Below are 17,829 nucleotides of genomic sequence, written 5' to 3'. Positions count from 1 at the left end.
GCAGCGAATGCGCACGCCATGAAGCGTTGGCTCGGCAAGGCTGAGGTGGTCCTCGGCAACCACAGCGACCGCCTCAATGCGATCAACATCTTCCCCGTCGCCGACGGCGATACCGGAACCAACTTGTATCTCACGGTCCGCGCCGCGGCTGGCGCGCTGGGTAACGGCCCGGAGGCCCCTGACACCGGAAACGACGTTGGCTCCGTGCTGGCCCGGGCCGGGCAGGCTGCCATGGAACAGGCAAGGGGCAATTCGGGAACACTCTTCGCCGTCTTCCTCTGTGCGGCGGCAGAGCCGCTGGCGGGCAAGTCCAGGCTGAGCGCCCCGTTGCTTGCCACGGCCCTGAACCGGGCGCAGATCCGGGCCTGGTCCGCGTTGAGCGAACCGGTATCCGGCACCATGCTGTCCGTCCTGGAAGCGGCCGCGCATGCGGCACAGGCCGTGGACGCAACCCAGAACGGCGACGACAGCAACCACGCACTCGGCCTGGCACTGGATGCCACTGTTGAGGCCGCATACCAGGCTGTGGTGCGTACCGAGGACGAGCTCGCTCCGCTCCATGAAGCACGGGTGGTGGATGCCGGTGGCGTTGGCATGCTCCTGGTGCTGGACTGCCTGCGTTCGGCCGTGCTCGGTGAAGAGTTGCAGGACGAACTCCTGGACGGCTTGCACGGCTACAAACTCCAGGATCCACATATCCACGAGCACATGCCTGCCGATGACGGGGTGGAGGTCATGTGCACCATTGAGCTTTCCCCTTTGAACGCTGCCATCCTGCGCCAGCGCCTGGACGAAATGGGCGACTCCGTCATCATGAGCCAGGTGGGCGGTGCCTCGCGGAACGAAGACGACGACGACGATTCCCCGGTGGATGCCAGCTACCGGTGGCGGGTCCACGTCCACGTTCCGGATCCTGAACCAGCCGTGGCACTGATCCGTTCTTTGGGCGAGCCCACGGACATAGCGGTCAGCCAGTTGGCCCTGCCACGCGACGCAATGGGCGGGCATGACGACTGAAGTGGAATTGCCGCTTGAACGCAGGATCGGAAAGCGCTCCGCGGCCGTCATTGAAAAGCACCTTGGACTGCGGACCACCGGCTCCCTGCTCAACTACTTTCCGCGGAGGTACCTCAACCGTGGGGAGCTGACGCCCATCAGCAACCTTCCCCTCGACGAGGAAGTGACGCTGATTGCCCGGGTGGTTTCCAACAGCACCCGGCAGATGCGCGCACGCCGTGGTTCCATCACGGACATCGTGGTGACGGACGAGGCCGGTGGGAGCCAGGTTCCCGGCACCTTGAAGGTCAGTTTCTTCAACGGATTCCGTGCCAAGGCCGAGCTCCTGCAGGGCCGCCGGGCCTTGTTCTCCGGGAAGGTCACGCGGTACGCCGGCGCCTTGGGCCTGACCAATCCGGATTTCCTCCTGCTGGATGAAGACCCCGACGCTGAGGGTTCAATCGATCCCGAGAAGCTTGCGGCCATGCCCATCCCGGTCTACCCGGCCACTGCCAAGCTCACCAGCTGGTCCATCCACAAGGTCATCACAGCACTGCTGGAAACCCTGGACCTCGATGCTCTGGCTGATCCGCTCCCCGAATCCGTCGTTGCCAGGGACGGCCTGCTGAGCGTGGCCGATGCCTACCGCTTGATCCATTCACCGGAGACTGCCAAGGACTGGCAGCGGGCCCAGGGCCGTTTCCGGTACCAAGAGGCGCTGGTCCTGCAAACGGCCCTGGCCCGGCGGCGGGCACAGTTGGCTGCCGAGGAAGCGACAGCCCGGCGCCCGGCTGCCGGGGGACTGCTGGCGGAGTTTGACCGGAACCTGCCCTTCACCCTGACTGCCGGCCAGGCCACGGTGGGCAAGACGCTGTCCGAAGAGCTCGCCCGCGACACCCCCATGAACCGGCTCCTGCAAGGCGAGGTGGGTTCCGGAAAGACGATCGTTGCCCTCCGGGCGATGCTCCAGGTAGTGGACGCCGGGGGCCAGGCCGCACTGCTGGCTCCCACGGAGGTGCTCGCTGCCCAGCACTTCGATTCCATTCGACGGACCCTGGGACCGCTGGCACGGGACCAACTGTTCGGCGGCGCCGGAATGCTCGGAGGGGACACCGGGCAGCAAGGGGTCCAGGTCACGCTCCTGACGGGTTCCATGCCAACCGCGGCACGGAAACAGGCCATGCTCGACGCCGCCTCCGGCAACGCCGGGATAGTCATCGGTACGCACGCACTCTTGAGCGACAAGACGAGCTTCCAGGACCTCGGCCTGATCGTGGTGGATGAACAGCACCGTTTTGGCGTGGAGCAGCGTGATGCCCTGCGGGCCAAGGCGCTGCGGCCACCCCATTTGTTGGTTATGACCGCCACGCCCATTCCCCGGACGGTCGCCATGACGGTCTTTGGTGATCTTGAGACGTCCATCCTGGATGAATTGCCCGCGGGCCGCGCTCCCATCTCCACGCATGTAGTGGGCCTGGCGGAAAACCCCGGATGGGTGGACCGGATTTGGAAGCGCTCACGGGAAGAAGTTGAAGCCGGGCACCAGGTCTACGTGGTCTGCCCCAAAATCGGTTCGGACGACGACGGCGACTTCAGCCCCGGAGAAAAGGAACCTACCGACGCCGAATTGTCAGAGGAAGGTCCGTCCCGCGAACTCGCCTCGGTGACCGCCGTCGTCGAGAGCCTCCTGGAGGAGCCGTCGCTGGCCGGCGTGCCCCTGGCGCCGCTGCATGGGCGGCAGGATCCGCAGCTGAAGTCGGAAACCATGGCGTCCTTCGCAGCCAATGAAACCAAGGTGCTGGTCTCCACCACCGTGATCGAGGTGGGCGTCGATGTCCACAACGCCACCCTCATGGTGATCCTCGACGCCGACCGCTTCGGCATCTCGCAGCTGCACCAGTTGCGTGGCCGCGTTGGCCGTGGCGGACTGCCCGGGACGTGCCTCCTGGTCACCACCCTGGAACCCGGGCACCCCAGCCGTCGCCGGTTGGATGCCGTCGCGTCCACCACCGACGGTTTTGAGTTGTCCCAGGAAGACCTGAAGCTGCGGCGCGAGGGGGACATCCTCGGGGCTTCGCAGTCGGGCGGCCGCTCCACCCTCAAATTGCTGCGCGTCCTGGAACACGAGGACCTGATTGCCCGTGCCCGTGCGGACGCACAGGCTTTGGTTTCCGGGGATCCGTCCCTGGATCGTCAGCCGGCACTGGCTGCAGCCATTGACGAGTACTTGAATCCCGAAAAGGAGGCGTTCCTTGAACGCGGTTAGCAACAGTGGAACCCGGCTGGTGCCCGGAGGCCTGGCATGAGCCGGGTCATCGCCGGCGTCGCCGGAGGAAACCCGCTCACCAGTGTGCCCGGTACCGCCACCAGGCCCACGACGGACCGGGTCAAGGAAGCGCTCTTTTCGCGGCTGGAGTCGCTGGCCGTGATTGACGACGCACGGGTGCTGGACCTCTACGCCGGCTCGGGCTCCCTGGGCATCGAAAGTGCCAGCCGGGGAGCGCGGAGCGTTGAACTGGTTGAATTCGATGGCCGAGCCAGCGACATCTGCCAGCGCAATGCGGATATGGTCAACCAGGTCCTGGGCGGCAAGAAGGTCTCCGTCCACCGTTCCAAGGTGGAGTCCTTCCTGGAACGCGCCGGCGAGGCTGTTTTGTGGGACCTCGTGTTCCTCGACCCGCCCTATCCCTTGGAGGAACCCGCGCTCAGTGCGGTCCTGGCCAAGCTGGCGCCCCACCTGGACGAAGGTGCCGTGGTGGTGGTGGAACGCTCATCCCGGAGCGCCGAACCCACGTGGCCGGAAGCCCTGGAATGCTTCGCGGACAAGAAGTACGGCGAGACAATGCTGTGGTTCGCCGAGCCTGCCTGAGGATCCGGCATTGCCCCATCCGGAAGAACCCGCCTAGCCGGAGATCTTGTCCAGGTCTACGCCAGTCAGGACGGTGGCCGGGTGGGGTCCACGGGCGAGGAGCTCGGACGTCCAATCCGGAGACCACCTCGTTTGCGTCCCCACCAGGATGATGTTGCCCGGATACCGGCCCTCGAACATTCCGGTTTCGGCGAAGGCTGCAACGTCAGCCATCGCTTCCCGCATGGCTTTCACCTGGCTGCGCACCAAGGTGAGTGCTGGTTCGTCGCCCACGTTCACTATCAGCACTCCGTGCGGATTGAGCCGCTGAGCCGCCTCTTCATAGAAGCCGGTGCAGGCAATGTGGGCCGGAGCGTCCGGGCCGGAGAAGATATCAAGGATGACGACGTCGAAACGCAGTTCGGCAGGAAGCTCCGCCAAGGCGGCCCGGGCGTCGGCGATATGCGTCGTGAGCCGTGTCCCCTCCGGCATGGGCAACTGGTGGAGGACGAAGTCCAGCAGCTCCCGTTCGAGTTCCACGGCGTGCTGCCTGGAGCCCGGACGCGTTGCCTGGATGTAGCGGGCCAGCGTCAAAGCTCCCGCACCGAGGTGGAGGGCGGAAACGGGCGCTCCAGGGGCCGCTGCAAGGTCCACCACGTGGCCGATCCGCCGCAGGTACTCGTAGAAGATCTCCGATGGGTTGGCCAGATTAACGTGGGATTGTTCGGCGCCGCCCATGCTGAGGATGTAGCTGCCGGGTACCAGGGTGTCAGCCTCGATGCTGGCGTGGACGCCGCTTGCACGGAGGAAGCGGGTGGCCCCGCGGCCGCCGTCGGGGCGGTTCAGAGCCGGTCCTTCAACGTTGCGAGTCGTGACGCCGCTTCCTGGAGAACCTCGGTTTTCTTGCAGAAGGCGAAGCGCAGGAGGCTCCGGGTGCGTTCGGCTCCTTCCTGATGGCAGAAGACCGGAACCGGAATGGCAGCGACGCCCACCAGGTCCGGGAGTCGTCGTGCCAGATCCACTGCATCGCTGATTCCCAACGGGGCCGTGTCCACGTTGATGAAGTAGGTTCCGCTGGGGATGTAGACCCCAAATCCTGCAGCCCGGAGGCCTTCGGCAAGAATATCGCGTTTGTGCTGCAGTGTGCCTGCGATTTCCGCGTAGAAGCTGTCCGGCAGCGCGAGCCCCACCGCCACTGCGCTCTGGAACGGTGTGCCGGAGCTGTAACTGAGGAACTGCTTGACCGTGCGGGCAGCCGCTACCAGCTCCGCAGGACCACTCAACCAGCCGATTTTCCATCCAGTGAAGGAGAAGGTCTTTCCGGCGGAGGAGATGGTGATGGTCCGTTCGGCGGCACCGGGCAGCGTGGCAACCGGAAGGTGGGCCACCCCGAAGGTCAGGTGTTCGTAGACTTCGTCGCTGACGATGATGGCGTCGTACTTCGTGGCGAGTTCCACTACTTTGGCCAGCGCCTCGCGGGTCAACACCGAGCCCATGGGATTGTGGGGGTTGTTCAGGAGGACCACCCTGGTGCGGTGGCTGAACGCGCGCTCCAAGGCTTCAAGGTCCGGCTGGAAGTCTGGGGCCAGCAGGGGAGCGGTCACATGCGTGGCACCTGCCAGGCCGATGATCGCGCCGTACGAGTCGTAGAACGGCTCGAACGTCAGGACTTCGTCGCCGGGCTGGACGAACGCCAGCAGGGACGCGGCGATGGCCTCGGTGGCGCCGGTGGTAATGACCACCTCGGTGAGCGGATCCGGGGCCAGGCCGTAGAAGCGCTCCTGGTGGTGGGCGACGGCTTCGCGCAATTGCGGGATGCCCTTCCCCGGCGCATATTGATTGGCGCCTTCGGCGATCGCGGCCTGCGCCGCCGCCTTCATTTCGGCGGGTCCGTCCTCATCGGGGAAGCCCTGGCCCAGGTTGATGGCGCCCGTGGACATGGCCAAGGTGGTCATCTCCTCGAAGATCGTCACGCCGAGCTTCCCATCGGGCGCCAGCAGGTTGGCGCCCGTCGCGGCCCGCTGCCAGGGAGTGCTTGTGTGGACTGGTGCGCTGCTTCCTGCCGGTGACATGTCAGCCATGGTATCCCGGTGAAGCTTTGGGGTAGGTTCGACTCATGAGACGCGCGGTATGCCCAGGATCCTTTGACCCGATACACAACGGCCATCTCGAAGTGATCGCCCGCGCCGCCGGGTTGTTCGACGAAGTCATCGTGGCCGTGTCCACCAACTACGCCAAGAAATACCGGTTCAGCCTTGAGGACCGGATGGAAATGGCCCGCGAAACCCTTGCGTCGTTGCGGGGAATCATCGTGGAGCCCATGGGCGAAGGGCTCCTGGCCGAATATTGCCGCCGACGTGGTGTCTCGGCCATCGTCAAGGGCCTGCGGTCGTCCTCGGACTTCGACTACGAGTTGCCCATGGCCACCATGAACCGGCAACTTTCCGGCGTCGAGACCGTGTTCCTTCCGGCAGAAGCCCATTACGTGCACTTGTCTTCCACCCTGATCAAGGAAATCAACGCCCTGGGCGGCGATATTTCCGATTTCGTTCCCAAATCCGTCCTCAGGCGGCTCCTTGCGGGCGAGCCTCCGGCAGAACTGCCGCGTAACGGGTAGTCTCTAACCCGTGCCTTCGCAGCCCCCTGCCGGAGGATTCCCCACCGATGTCCCGAGCCCTTTGGCGTGCGCGGCGCCGGTTTGAGTCCTCAAGCGTGATCAGGCTAAGATGGTACGTCGGTCATATGTTCTACAGGAGTTCTCATTAAACGAGATGCAAGTTCGCCCTTGGCGCTGGTAGTCAAGGACCTTGGACGCAGTCCCGGGACCATGCGAACGCTCAAGGAGCATGTACCTGCACCAAGTGATCTTGGTGTGGCACTCATTGGTGTGAAGGAAGGCTCGGATGTCGAGCTGGATCTTCGGCTTGAGGCCGTACACGAAGGAATCTTGGTATCTGGAACCGCAATCGTCGGCGTAACCGGTGAGTGCGGTCGATGCCTGGATCCCCTTGCGTATGACCTTGAGGTCAATGTGCAAGAACTTTTCTTCTACGAAGGCGAAGAGCTTTCAGCCGAAGAAGACGATGAAGAGCAACGTCGAGTCGAGCACGATCTGATCGATCTTGAGCCGGTGTTGCGGGACGCAGTAGTCACCATGCTGCCGTTCCAGCCGGTGTGCCGGGAAGACTGCCAGGGCCTTTGCTCCGAATGCGGAGTGCGCCTGGAAGACGAGCCGGGGCACCACCACGAGGTCCTGGACCCTCGCTGGGCTGCCCTAGCTGATCTGGCTAAGACTGACCGGCAAACTGATTAGTAACTGTTGGACTAAGAGAGAAATGAGATAGCCGTGGCTGTTCCCAAGCGGAAAATGTCTCGCGCAAACACACGCGCACGTCGTGCCCAGTGGAAGGCAACTGCCCCCGCCCTGGTCAAGACCATCGAAAACGGTCAGGTCGTTTACAGCCTGCCGCACCAGGCAAAGGTCGTTACCGACTCCGCCGGCACCGCGCTGTTCCTTGAATACAAGGGCCGCAAGGTCGCAGACGCCTGATCTGCCGCACAGGCTGACAAAGGATGTCTTCAACTGAAGAGCTTCTGAAGCGTCTCGGTGTCTTCATTGACACCGAGACGCTTCGTCTTGCTCTGACACACCGCTCTTACGCGTACGAGAATGGGGGTATCCCCACCAATGAGCGCCTTGAGTTCCTCGGCGACTCCATCCTGGGATTCTCCGTTACCGATTCCTTGTACCGCGAGCACCCCGAGCTCCCCGAAGGCGAACTCGCCAAGAGGCGCTCCGCCGTCGTCAGTACGCGCGCCCTGGCCGGCATCGGCCGGACACTTGGCGTTGGCGAGTTCATCTACCTCGGCCAAGGCGAAAAGCTGACCGACGGCAAGAACAAGGCGTCCATCCTCGCCGACACCATGGAAGCCCTGATCGGCGCCACGTATCTTTCCAATGACATGGAGACCGCCCGCCAGCTGGTCATGCGCTTGGTGGGTCCGCTGCTCAAGGACGCCGGAGCCCTCGGTGCAGGTACCGACTGGAAGACCAGCATCCAGGAACTGACGGCCAGCAGGCAGCTCGGCGCCATCCACTACGCCGTGGAAGGTTCCGGGCCGGACCACGCCCGCACCTTCGAAGCCGTCCTGATTATCGGCGGTACACCGTATGGCCGCGGATCCGGCCACTCCAAGAAGGAAGCCGAGCAGGAGGCCGCGGCGGATGCGTGGCGTGCCCTGAACGCGCCGGAACAGAGCCCGGCAGGCCAGGAAGCTGCGGCCGGGCCGGCCTCCGCCTGACCCATGCCTGAACTTCCCGAAGTAGAAGTGGTGCGTCGCGGGCTGGCCCGTTGGGTACGCGGCCGCCGCATCACCGGTGTGGACGTCATCGACCCCCGCTCCATCCGCCGGCATGCGCTGGGTGCGGAGGACTTCATTGGGAACCTGGAACATGCCACGGTGTTGGACGTGGTGCGCCGCGGCAAATTCCTGTGGATGCCGCTGGCCATGGACAGGGCAGACCTGACGCTTCCCAAGGTGGCGCTCATGGCGCACCTGGGCATGAGCGGGCAATTGCTCATGCAGGATCCCCACGTTCCGGACGAAAAACACCTCAAGGTCCGCATCAGGCTTAGCGCGGCCGACGATATGCCGGAACAGTTGCGGTTCGTTGACCAACGGATTTTCGGCGGCCTGTTCGTGACGTCCCTGATTCCCACCACGGATGGCGGCCCCGGTGGCTTGGGGGAGACGCCCTTGCCGGAGATCGCCGAGGAAGCCGCCCACATCGCCCGTGACCCACTGGACCCCCATTTCTCGTTCGATACCTTCTACCGGAAGCTGAAGGCGAAGAGGACCGGGCTCAAACGGGCACTCCTGGACCAGTCCCTCATCTCCGGTATTGGCAACATCTACGCCGATGAAGCCCTCTGGTTGGCGCAAATGCACTACGCCCGCCCAACGGACAAGTTGCGGCGCGGCGATGCGGAGCGCCTGGTGGACGCCGTCAGGGAGGTCATGAGTGCCGCACTCGATGCCGGCGGGACAAGTTTCGATTCCCTGTACGTCAACGTCAACGGTGACTCCGGCTACTTCGCGCGCTCCCTTAATGCGTACGGCCGGGAAGGCGAAAAGTGCCGCCGTTGCGAGTCAGTGGGCCTGCACACCATGATCAAGCGCGAACAGTTCATGAACCGTTCTTCCTACACGTGTCCGGTGTGCCAACCGCGTCCCCGGAACGGGCGCTGGTAACCGGAGTTTCACAGGGGCAAAACTGTTCCGGATTCCGGATGGCAATGGTTTACTGTCCCCATGAAAAGCTTGGCGGTCAAAATCGCCATCGCACTGGTTTTCAACGCCATCACCTTGTGGGTGGCGTCAGTTTTACCCGGGGTCCGATTGGGCGCCGGGTTCCTCTGGGCCGTCATCGTGTTCACTGCGGCCACCATCCTGGTCAAGCCCCTGGTCCTTGGGCTGTTCCGTCGGCGCACGCAAAGCACCAGCCGCCCCAGGACGCGGCTGGTGACCAAAGGTGCCACCGTCCTTGCGGGACTGGTGGCCACCGTGCTGATTCTCCTGGCGACCGGCATGTTTTCCCATGGATTCCTCATCAACGGCCCTGTTGGCTGGATATCTGCAACGGTGGTGATCTGGTTGGCATCGTTCATCTACGAATTCGTCGACGACGGCCTCGAAGCGCGGGCGCACCAGTTGCTGGGCGGCGCGGCAAGTCCGGGTAAGCCATGAACGCCCGGCGGTGGGTGATTGCCGGACTGGGCCTCGCCCTGGTGATTGCGGTGATCGCTGTGGTCCTTGACCAGATGGCGATGCGGCCTTCGGCCACCACAGCCCAGGGATCCTCCTCCGCCAGTCCGGCGGCATCGTCGTCCGCCACCCCGGGCCCGGGGAGCACCGCCGGCTCCGGTGCCGGTGAGCAGCCGTCCGGAAGTCCGACGTCGGGCAGTTCGGCAGGAGCGGAAGGTTCCGGGGCGCAGCCCAGCGCCAAACCGCTCGAGGTCCTTCCACCCGTGACCTCCACCCCCACGGGGCTCCCTGCGCCGTCGGCACCGGCTCCACTCCTCAAGGGAAGCCTGCCTCCTGCGGGCTCGGCGAGCGGCAAGGTAGTGGACGGCTGGCCCAGCGACATCCTGGCCCTCCCCGCAGGCACCACTGTGGGCTCAACCAGCATTTCGACGTCGGGTGACGTCATGCAGGTTTCTGCGGACGGGATCGTCGGCAAGACCCAGCAGGCAGTCCTGGACTCCTTCCGTGCCTCCTTGGTTCCCCACGGATTCTGGTCGGAGGACGCTCCTGCCGGCGATGGCGCCGTCGCAGCGAGGTTCGTGCGGGGAACCGATACGGTGACCGTGTCCGTGTCGACGACGGGCACCGGCAACTCGAGGTTCCAACTTTTGGGCAGCTTGCACTCGACGGCGGACTAGGGGCACCATGTACATTTCTCTCTCCGATCGCAGCGGCGGCAAAAAGGAAAAGCCGGAAGGCATGCAGACGGCACTTCCCCACGAGGTGCCGTTTCGTTTGTCGCCCATCATCATTTGGCTTGGCATTGTCAGCATGGTCACGGACGTCTCCTCGGAATCGGTCACGGCCATCCTCCCGCTGTATGTGACCGGCTTTTTGGGGCTGTCCACCATCGCCTTTGGCTTTATTGACGGCATCAACCAGGGCGCCAGCGCGATCGTCCGGATTGCCGCGGGGTGGGCCGCAGACCGGAGCGGCCACCCGAAACGGATCGCGTTGGCCGGCTACGGCTTGTCCATGCTGGCCAGGATCGGGTTCCTGTTCGCAGGCGGGTTCTGGGCCATCGCCGCCATTGTGACGGGCGACCGCATTGGCAAGGGAATCCGCACTGCTCCCCGCGATGCGCTGATCACGGTGTCCGCGCAACCCGAACACCTGGCACGCTCCTTCGGCATCCACCGGATGCTGGATAACATCGGTGCGGCGGCAGGCCCACTGATCGCCTTCCTGGTGCTGCTGGTCATTCCCAACGGCTTCAGCACCGTCTTTGTGGTGTCGCTGGCATTTGCCGTGATTGGCGTGACCGTCCTGGGCCTCGTGGTGCCGGACCTGCGGGCAGGAGGGCTGGACAAGGCGCTCCCCAAGGAGCAACGCCGGATCTTCGCTTTCTCCTGGAAGCACTTGAAAGAGCCGGGCCTCGGGCGGCTGTTGATCGCCGCCGGCCTGCTGGGCTTGGTGACCATCGGTGACGGGTTCATCTACCTGGTCCTCCAGGACCGGGACTCCTTCGCGGTGCAATGGTTCCCGCTCCTGTTCGTCGGCACCAACGTGGCCTTCCTGGCGCTGGCCGTTCCTTTGGGCCGTCTCGCTGACAGGTTCGGCAAAGTCCCGGTGTTCATCGCCGGACACCTCGCCCTGCTGGCGTGCTACCTGTTGGCGGCTGCACCCCTCGGCGGGCTCTGGGCCACCATCCTCTGCCTCGTCCTCCTCGGCGCCTTTTATGCCGCTACGGACGGCGTGCTGGCGGCACTGGCGGCCCAACTCACGCCACAGGGAAAACTGGCCACCGGCATCGCTTCGGCCCAGACCGTGGTGGCCCTGACCAGGATGACGGCGTCCGCTGGTTTCGGTGTGTTGTGGTACGCCGTGGGCGCTTCGACGGCTGTCCTCCTGGCGGGGATCCTGCTCGCCTGCGCCGTGGTGGCCGTCATGTTCATCCTTCCCGGAGCCCGTCCCCGTGTGGGCCGCGCATGAGCGCGCTGCTGACCGGCGGGAGGCTGCGCTGGGGCATTCTCCTGGCGGTGACAGCCCTCGTCCTGGCCGGGGCCGGGGTCTACGCAGTGAACGCCTACCAGCGCTTTGAGGAAAGCCGGACGGCAGCTCCATCAGTTGGCGTCACCGCAGGCCAGACGCTGCCTTCCGTTCCCTTCGTGCTGTTCAGGAATACGGCCGCCGGGCAGGGCTACGGCAACGCCGCAACGGTGCCGTTGTCAGCGCCGGGCGGTACCCGGGCCGTGAGTGAACAAGCGTGCGACCGCGTGTACGGCACGTCCTCCGAGGTGGTGTGCCTCAAGGCCAACCGCGGCCTGGTGACGGCCTTTGAAGCAGACGTCCTGAACCGGGACTGGCAGCAACAACGGTCCTGGCCCCTGACGGGCATCCCCAGCCGTACGCGGATCAGCCCGGATGGCTCACTGATTGCCACCACGGTGTTCGTCACCGGGCACTCCTATGCGACCGCGGGATTCTCCACCGCCACCGAAATCACGCAGGACTCCGGCAGCCTGGGCAACCTTGAGGACTTCGCGCTGATGGTCAACGGCGAGCGGCTCCTGGCGACCGACAGGAACCTGTGGGGAGTGACGTTCGTCCCGGGGCAGAGTGATACCTTCTACGCCACTGCAGCCTCGTCCGGGCGGATCTGGCTGGTCAAGGGAAGCCTCTCCGCGAGGACACTCACCGCCGTCCACGACAACGTGGAGTGTCCGTCCATCTCGCCGGACGGTACGCGCATCGCCTATAAGAAGAACGACGCCGGTCCGCTCACCGCCCACTGGCGGGTGGCCATCCTGGATCTTGCCTCGGGCAAGGAAACGGTCCTGTCGGAGAAGCGCAGTGTGGATGACCAGATCGAGTGGCTGGACAACAACACCGTCCTCTATGGGTTGGCTGACGAGGCCACCGAGGGGGACAGCAACATCTGGCAGCTGGGTACCGACCCGGCCGCGCAGCCGGGCCTGTTCATCGCCCATGCGTGGTCGCCCAGCGTGGTGAGGTAAAGGCCGCCGTCGGGTAGCCAAGTGGAAGCCTACGCCGCGGGGTGGTTGAACGTCTCGGCGGTGCCCGGCAAAATGCCCGTGCACGGCACATGCCGGCGCCCGGTCCTGGAGTTCAGGAAGGACCGGGCGCCGGCAGCTTACGAGGCCCGCTGGCCGGGTGTCAGCAAATCCCCAACAGGCCGCAGAACAGTCCACCGGACTGCGTCGGTGAGGGAGAAGGGCTGGGTGAAGGCGTTGCCGTAGCCGTAGCAGTCGCCGTGGGGGTCGGCGTCGGGGTTGGTGTTGCCGTCTGGGTCTGCGCCGGAGCCTGCAACTGCGTCTGGCCGCCGGTGGAATACACCACGTCTACAAAGTAGTTGGTGGCATTCCACGAGCTGTTCGGCATCACGCCGCCGGTCCCATAACGGTACAGGCCGTTGTTGGGCCCCGAAGCGGTGAACGGACCGCTGGTCCACGTGGTGTTGAAGAAGCCCTGCGTGTAGGAGTAGCGGCCGTTGGGCGCCCGGTAGGACACCACGTACGTCTGGCCTGTAGACAGGGCGACCGGAGTGGACAAGGTGGCTGTCTGCCAACCCGTGGCTGATTCATTCGTGAACGTCACCTGTGCCAGGCGCGTTCCCGCCGAGTTCCACAGCGACCCCACGTGGGTCCCGGTGTTGCCGGTGCCCTTGTAGAAACGGATACCTGTCACGTTGCCGGCCGTGGAGACGGTGAAGGCAGTGCCCAGCTCCACCGACTTGGTGTCGGTGGACGCCGCCACCTGCGGGGCCAGTGTCCCGAAGATGGTGCTTTGCTGGGCTGCCGCGCTCGCCGTCGTGAACTGCCAGGTGCTCGGTGGCAGGGTCTGTCCTTGCGGGCTGGCGATGTTGGACACGTTGGCCGTGATGACGGTGCTGGCCGGAAGGGCCGCTGCGGGGGTGAACGTTACCGTCCGTGAATCAGCGGACAACGCCGCAGTGCCGGCCACCGAAGATCCGTTCGCCGTCAGGGTGAACGTGACGCCCGGGTTGACCGCCGTGGAGAACGAGATTGATGGCTTCACGTCCGTGGGAATCGCCGTGGCCCCTGGTGCAGGTACCTGGGCGGTGACGCTCAGGGGTTGTGCCGGAAGGGCGAACACAAGGTCCACGAGGTAGCTTGCCGTGGAAGCGGTGTTCGGGAAGTCGCTGCTGTAGGAGTATGTCCCGGAATCAGAAACCACCCGCAACGGGCCACTGGTGAAGCCATCACCGAATCCGCCGCTTGAGTACGAATACTTGCCCGTTGGAGTCTTGTAGGCGGCGATGTATTCAGTATCTGCCTGGATGCTCACGGGTTGGCTGAACGTTGCCGTCTGCCAGCCCGTGCTCGATTCGTTCGTGAAGGTCACCGTGGCCAGTTGCTGTCCGGCCAGCGTGTACAGCGATCCTGTGTGCGTTCCGGTGTTTCCGGTCGACTTGTAGAAGCGGATACCCGTGACTTGGCCGGCAGTGTCGCTGCTGAACCGTACGCCCAAGGCGAGCGGCACGCCGTCGTTCACTTCGGCAGTGGTGGGCGTATAGGTGTCCTGGTAGAGCGTGCAGGGACACACGCCGGGAGTCCCTTGTGCAGGCACCGTGGTGAAGGTCCAACTGTTCCCCGAGATCGGCGTGCCGGACGTTGCCGTGGCAGTTACCGTTGCCGTGTAACTCGTCGCAGCCACCAGCGGGTTGGTGGGCGTGAACGTGACCTTGCGGGTTGCCGAGTCGTAGGCGGACGTACCCGCAACGGTTGTGCCGCTGGCCGTCTTCAGGGCCAAAGCCACATTCGAGGCTGCTTCCGAGAGGACACCGCTTACCGGTGTGTTCAGCGGGACGCTGGAGGCGCCCGCCGCTGGCGACTGGCTGCCTACGGTGAATGGCGGCGCCGAAACCATCACGACGACGTCAACGAGGTAGCTCGCCGTCGAACGGGAACTCGGGAAATCCTGGCTGTACGAGTAGGCGCCGGCGTCGGAGACCGTCCGCAGCGGACCCACGCTCATTCCTGAGCCGAAGCCGTTGCTCGTTGCCGAGTAGGTTCCCGTCAGCGACTTGTAGGCGGCGATGTATTCAGTGTTGGCCGCCATCTGGACAGGCTGGCTGAACATGGCCGTCTGCCAACCTGCGCTGCTTTCATTGGCGAACGTGACCGTGGCAAGCTGCGTTCCCGTGGCCGAGTACAGGGCGCCGGTGTGCGTGCCGGTGTTGCCGGCCGACTTGTAGAACCGGATGCCCGTCACCTGGCCGGCCGAGACACTGGTGAACCGTACTCCGAGCGTCAACGGCACACCGTCCTGGATCTGCGCAATGCCGGGAGTGACGCTGTCGTTGTAGAGGCTGCACGGGCACGAGCCCGGTGGCGGAACGGTCGCGGCAGTGGTGAACTGCCACGTCCCTCCGGACGTAACCGTGCCGCCGGTGGTGGCCGTCGCGGCGAGCGTCACGTTGTACTGCGTACTGAAGGCCAAAGCGGCCGACGGCGTGAACGTCGCCTTTCGGGCCACGGCGTCGTAGGCTGTGGTGCCCGCAACGGCCGTGCCTGCGGCAGTGCGGACGGTCAACTGGACCGTGCCGGCAGTGACGGGCTTCGAGAAGACACCGCTTACCGTGGTGGAGACGGAAACGCTCGAAGACGACGGGATGGGTGTTTGGCTTGAAACGGTCAACGGCGAGGTGTCCGTTGTGCTGAACACTGCGTCAACAAAGTAGTTGCCGCCGTTGAAGCTGGCCGTCGGATATTCCTGAGAGGTGCTGTACACGCCCGCGGGTTCGGCGCCGAAGCCCCCGGCAACCTTCATCGGGGCATCGTTGAACCCGGAGTAGGCCCATTGGAAGTCCTTGGTGGCGTAGTGGCCCCTCGGAGCCCAATACGAAGCCGTGTACTTCTGGCCGGCGGCCACAGGAACAGGCTGGCTGAACAACACGGTCTGCCAACCCGAGGCGGTCTCATTGGCGAACGTCGCAGTGGCCACGCGGGCACCGGCGGCATTCCACAGCGAACCGATGTGCGTGCCGGTGTTGGCTGTGCTCTTGTAGAACCGGACGCCGGTCACGAAGCCGTCCACGGACGGCGTGAACCGCATGCCCATTTCGTAGGCGCCGCCGTCACCGGAATCCACGGTGGCCGGAACAGTCTGGCCGAAGACCGTATACGGGCCGCTCAGGGTCAGGTTCCGCGTGGCTATCGCGCCAATGTTGGCGCTGTCGTCCACTGCCCGCACCTGTACCGTGGCTGTTGCGAGGCCCTTTTGGATGTAGGTGTAGCTCCACGAAGCCTTTCCTGTGGCAGGGTGCCAGGAGGCGCCGCCGTCGGTGGAGACTTCGACGCCGGCCACTACTCCGCCGCCGGCGTCCGTGGCCGTTCCCGTGACCGTTACGCTGGCGCCGTGGGCAATGGTGGCCCCGTTCGCCGGAGCGTTGATGGTTGCCGTGGGGCCGGTCTTATCGGCGCTCGCCGTCGCGGCGACGAGCCCGGATGCCAGGGTTGCCGGCAGGGCCCCCATGTCAGCGAACAGGTTCACCTGGGCCTGGCGCATGCGGGCATCGGCGGGGGCACCGTTGCCATCGTGTTCCTGGTCCAGGCCCCATGTCCACTGGACGCTGCCGGCGGAGAACACCAGTGCACCGCTCGCGGCCTTGTACAGGGTCACGTTGTGGGTTGTGGTGCCGGCCTTGACAGTGTTGCCGAAGTCCTGCAGGTATTCGGTCACGGGGCCGGTGGTGGTGGACAGCCTGACGAGTCCCGCCGGCCGGAAGCCGTTGTCCAGGTCCTCGTCCGACTCATAACCCACGGTGTGCGCGGCCAGGGCTGTCTTGGTGCCGGCGGCCATGGAAGTCAACGACGTATTGCGCCAAAGCCGCGTCTTGCCTTCCTCGGCCGAGACAGTCACGGGGAGGTCGGAGAAATTGGACATATACAGGGTGCCGGTCAGCCCGTTTTCGGGGAGCCCACCGCCATTGGCCTGGGACGCGAAGCGGGGGTCGCGCCACGTTCCTGTCCATTGGGTGCTGGGATCGATCTTGTCGTTGGACCAGGTTTCCTTGTAGGACGTCAAGGTACGCCCGGCGGTGCCGTCAACGCTGGAAGGCTCGAACCGGGTACGCCAGTACATTTCGTTGCCGGAAAGGAACTGGAGGTTCACCCCGGCATCGCGGGCTGCGGTGATGTTGGCCCGCTGGTTGCCGGACACATACTCATCGTGGCCCACCGAAAGGAATACCTTGTGGTTGAGCAGTTCGGCGCCCCGGGTGTCGGTATCGAGTCCACTGATGTAGCTGACGTCGTAGCCGTTTTGCTCCAGGAAGCGCACCATCGGGTATTCGTTGGCGAAGTAGAAGTCGCGGCCGTCGGGACCCTCGCGGGTAGCGATCGGCCGGTTGTAGCTGATCTTGTAGGCGCGTCCGTTGACGGCACCCTGGTAGAAGTCGGCGCCGCCATAAGTGTTATAGGCCTGCCAGGTGGTGTCCGAGGTCTGGAACACCACAGCCGAGCGGTTGCCGTCGTTGCGCACAATGAAGATGATGTGGCTTTGCCCGCCGGTATCAGGGCGGGTCAGCAAAGCGATGTAGACGCCGGAAACCGCCGTGGCGGGCACCTGCCAGGTCGCAGAAACGGCCCACGTCCCACAGTCGTACAGCTCGGTGGTCAGATCGCTTCGGCAGGCCGGCTGGTTTTGCCTGAAGGCCGACGGCGTCACGTCCGCAACCTTGCGTGCACCGTTGCCGCCGTACCAGCCCGTGCGGTAGATGGCGATGGTGTAATTGGAGGCGGAGGTGTCCACCTTGAACTGGATGGGCTGGCCCGCGTTGACGCTCATGGCCGTGGCGAAGCCCTGGAGGGTGTCGTCGCCCGCTCCGGTGATGTCCCATTCCGACGGCGGACTGCCGGGTTTCGAATTCTCGCACGCTATGGCATTCACCACGGGGTTACAAGGATCTGCCGCCACCGCCGCAGGGGCGGTGAACGGCAGCAATGACGCGAACATGGCGATCAACAAGGGCACGAAGAAGCCCTTGAAGAACCGCAGTGGCCGGGAAGCTGAAGGACCGGGCATCTGAACTCCTGGGGTACGCCTATTGCAACGACGGGACCGCGCATACAGCGCGTTCCCCGCTTGCCGCTCCCCAGCCAGGGTCAAACCATGATCTTCAGTTGGAAATACCTTGGGTGGTACCTGTGCCCGTGTTCCGAACCACAGACCGGAACCCGGTTGGACCGATTGGA

At 64.7% G+C, this 17,829-nt stretch carries 15 protein-coding genes; 12 read left to right on the top strand and 3 right to left on the bottom strand.

The window, feature by feature from the left end:
• Positions 1-18 precede the first annotated feature (18 nt).
• The 3 genes from ACH488_RS17975 to rsmD are packed head-to-tail and all read left to right on the top strand — an operon-like array spanning position 19 to position 3,865.
• Positions 19-1,017, top strand: a complete 999-nt coding sequence (locus tag ACH488_RS17975; protein WP_397325929.1) for a DAK2 domain-containing protein — start codon at positions 19-21, stop codon at positions 1,015-1,017.
• On the top strand, positions 1,007-3,262 hold the full coding sequence (locus ACH488_RS17970; protein ID WP_397325907.1) for an ATP-dependent DNA helicase RecG: 2,256 nt from the start codon (positions 1,007-1,009) through the stop codon (positions 3,260-3,262). Before ACH488_RS17975 ends, ACH488_RS17970 begins: the two co-directional genes overlap by 11 nt.
• A 36-nt stretch (positions 3,263-3,298) precedes the next feature.
• Positions 3,299-3,865 (top strand): 16S rRNA (guanine(966)-N(2))-methyltransferase RsmD, encoded by a 567-nt coding sequence (gene rsmD / locus ACH488_RS17965; RefSeq protein ID WP_397325906.1) that lies wholly within the window; start codon positions 3,299-3,301, stop codon positions 3,863-3,865.
• A 33-nt stretch (positions 3,866-3,898) separates the two neighbouring features.
• Here rsmD and ACH488_RS17960 read toward each other — a convergent pair whose 3' ends face one another.
• Together ACH488_RS17960 and ACH488_RS17955 are read right to left on the bottom strand one after the other, a co-directional pair.
• On the bottom strand, positions 3,899-4,582 hold the full coding sequence (locus ACH488_RS17960) for a spermidine synthase (RefSeq protein WP_397325905.1): 684 nt from the start codon (positions 4,580-4,582) through the stop codon (positions 3,899-3,901).
• 104 nt (positions 4,583-4,686) lie between these two features.
• Positions 4,687-5,925, bottom strand: coding sequence for an aminotransferase class I/II-fold pyridoxal phosphate-dependent enzyme (locus tag ACH488_RS17955; RefSeq protein ID WP_397325904.1), 1,239 nt, complete (start codon positions 5,923-5,925; stop codon positions 4,687-4,689).
• A 35-nt stretch (positions 5,926-5,960) separates the two neighbouring features.
• Here ACH488_RS17955 and coaD point away from each other — a divergent pair, with 35 nt between their 5' ends.
• The 9 genes from coaD to ACH488_RS17910 all read left to right on the top strand — a co-directional run bounded on the left by coaD (position 5,961) and on the right by ACH488_RS17910 (position 12,606).
• A complete protein-coding gene (gene coaD / locus ACH488_RS17950) occupies positions 5,961-6,461 on the top strand; it encodes a pantetheine-phosphate adenylyltransferase (protein WP_397325903.1) in 501 nt (166 codons plus the stop codon).
• 168 nt (positions 6,462-6,629) lie between these two features.
• Positions 6,630-7,157 (top strand): YceD family protein, encoded by a 528-nt coding sequence (locus tag ACH488_RS17945; RefSeq protein WP_397325902.1) that lies wholly within the window; start codon positions 6,630-6,632, stop codon positions 7,155-7,157.
• Positions 7,158-7,190: 33 nt separating this feature from the next.
• Complete coding sequence (gene rpmF / locus ACH488_RS17940; protein ID WP_207614841.1) at positions 7,191-7,394, top strand: 50S ribosomal protein L32; 204 nt, start codon at positions 7,191-7,193, stop codon at positions 7,392-7,394.
• 23 nt (positions 7,395-7,417) lie between these two features.
• Entirely contained in the window at positions 7,418-8,146 is a 729-nt protein-coding gene (rnc, locus tag ACH488_RS17935; RefSeq protein ID WP_397325901.1) for a ribonuclease III, read from the top strand.
• Positions 8,147-8,149: 3 nt separating this feature from the next.
• On the top strand, positions 8,150-9,097 hold the full coding sequence (gene mutM / locus ACH488_RS17930; RefSeq protein ID WP_397325900.1) for a bifunctional DNA-formamidopyrimidine glycosylase/DNA-(apurinic or apyrimidinic site) lyase: 948 nt from the start codon (positions 8,150-8,152) through the stop codon (positions 9,095-9,097).
• 60 nt (positions 9,098-9,157) lie between these two features.
• On the top strand, positions 9,158-9,592 hold the full coding sequence (locus ACH488_RS17925; RefSeq protein ID WP_397325899.1) for a phage holin family protein: 435 nt from the start codon (positions 9,158-9,160) through the stop codon (positions 9,590-9,592).
• Positions 9,589-10,287, top strand: a complete 699-nt coding sequence (locus ACH488_RS17920; RefSeq protein ID WP_397325898.1) for a hypothetical protein — start codon at positions 9,589-9,591, stop codon at positions 10,285-10,287. The genes ACH488_RS17925 and ACH488_RS17920 overlap by 4 nt, the downstream gene beginning before the upstream one ends.
• 7 nt (positions 10,288-10,294) lie before the next feature.
• On the top strand, positions 10,295-11,581 hold the full coding sequence (locus tag ACH488_RS17915; RefSeq protein ID WP_397325897.1) for an MFS transporter: 1,287 nt from the start codon (positions 10,295-10,297) through the stop codon (positions 11,579-11,581).
• A complete protein-coding gene (locus ACH488_RS17910; RefSeq protein ID WP_397325896.1) occupies positions 11,578-12,606 on the top strand; it encodes a TolB family protein in 1,029 nt (342 codons plus the stop codon). Before ACH488_RS17915 ends, ACH488_RS17910 begins: the two co-directional genes overlap by 4 nt.
• Positions 12,607-12,766: 160 nt before the next feature.
• Here the strand turns inward: ACH488_RS17910 and ACH488_RS17905 are convergent, their stop codons facing one another.
• Positions 12,767-17,659 carry a DUF4082 domain-containing protein gene (locus ACH488_RS17905; protein ID WP_397325895.1) on the bottom strand — a complete coding sequence of 1,631 codons (4,893 nt, stop codon included), beginning with the start codon at positions 17,657-17,659 and terminating at the stop codon, positions 12,767-12,769.
• Positions 17,660-17,829 lie beyond the last annotated feature (170 nt).

Origin of the sequence: Paenarthrobacter sp. NPDC018779 (genome assembly GCF_044391085.1) — a bacterium.
GTDB lineage: Bacteria > Actinomycetota > Actinomycetes > Actinomycetales > Micrococcaceae > Arthrobacter.
This window is presented reverse-complemented; position numbering and strand designations above follow the sequence as displayed.

Excerpts from the sequence above, each read along its gene's own strand:
- ACH488_RS17975 (WP_397325929.1), top strand. The coding sequence starts at position 19 with ATGAAGCGTTGGCTCGGCAAGGCTGAGGTGGTCCTCGGCAACCACAGC.
- ACH488_RS17970 (WP_397325907.1), top strand. The coding sequence starts at position 1,007 with ATGACGACTGAAGTGGAATTGCCGCTTGAACGCAGGATCGGAAAGCGC.
- rsmD (WP_397325906.1), top strand. The coding sequence starts at position 3,299 with ATGAGCCGGGTCATCGCCGGCGTCGCCGGAGGAAACCCGCTCACCAGT.
- ACH488_RS17960 (WP_397325905.1), bottom strand. The coding sequence starts at position 4,582 with ATGGGCGGCGCCGAACAATCCCACGTTAATCTGGCCAACCCATCGGAG.
- ACH488_RS17955 (WP_397325904.1), bottom strand. The coding sequence starts at position 5,925 with ATGGCTGACATGTCACCGGCAGGAAGCAGCGCACCAGTCCACACAAGC.
- coaD (WP_397325903.1), top strand. The coding sequence starts at position 5,961 with ATGAGACGCGCGGTATGCCCAGGATCCTTTGACCCGATACACAACGGC.
- rnc (WP_397325901.1), top strand. The coding sequence starts at position 7,418 with ATGTCTTCAACTGAAGAGCTTCTGAAGCGTCTCGGTGTCTTCATTGAC.
- mutM (WP_397325900.1), top strand. The coding sequence starts at position 8,150 with ATGCCTGAACTTCCCGAAGTAGAAGTGGTGCGTCGCGGGCTGGCCCGT.
- ACH488_RS17925 (WP_397325899.1), top strand. The coding sequence starts at position 9,158 with ATGAAAAGCTTGGCGGTCAAAATCGCCATCGCACTGGTTTTCAACGCC.
- ACH488_RS17920 (WP_397325898.1), top strand. The coding sequence starts at position 9,589 with ATGAACGCCCGGCGGTGGGTGATTGCCGGACTGGGCCTCGCCCTGGTG.
- ACH488_RS17915 (WP_397325897.1), top strand. The coding sequence starts at position 10,295 with ATGTACATTTCTCTCTCCGATCGCAGCGGCGGCAAAAAGGAAAAGCCG.
- ACH488_RS17910 (WP_397325896.1), top strand. The coding sequence starts at position 11,578 with ATGAGCGCGCTGCTGACCGGCGGGAGGCTGCGCTGGGGCATTCTCCTG.
- ACH488_RS17905 (WP_397325895.1), bottom strand. The coding sequence starts at position 17,659 with ATGCCCGGTCCTTCAGCTTCCCGGCCACTGCGGTTCTTCAAGGGCTTC.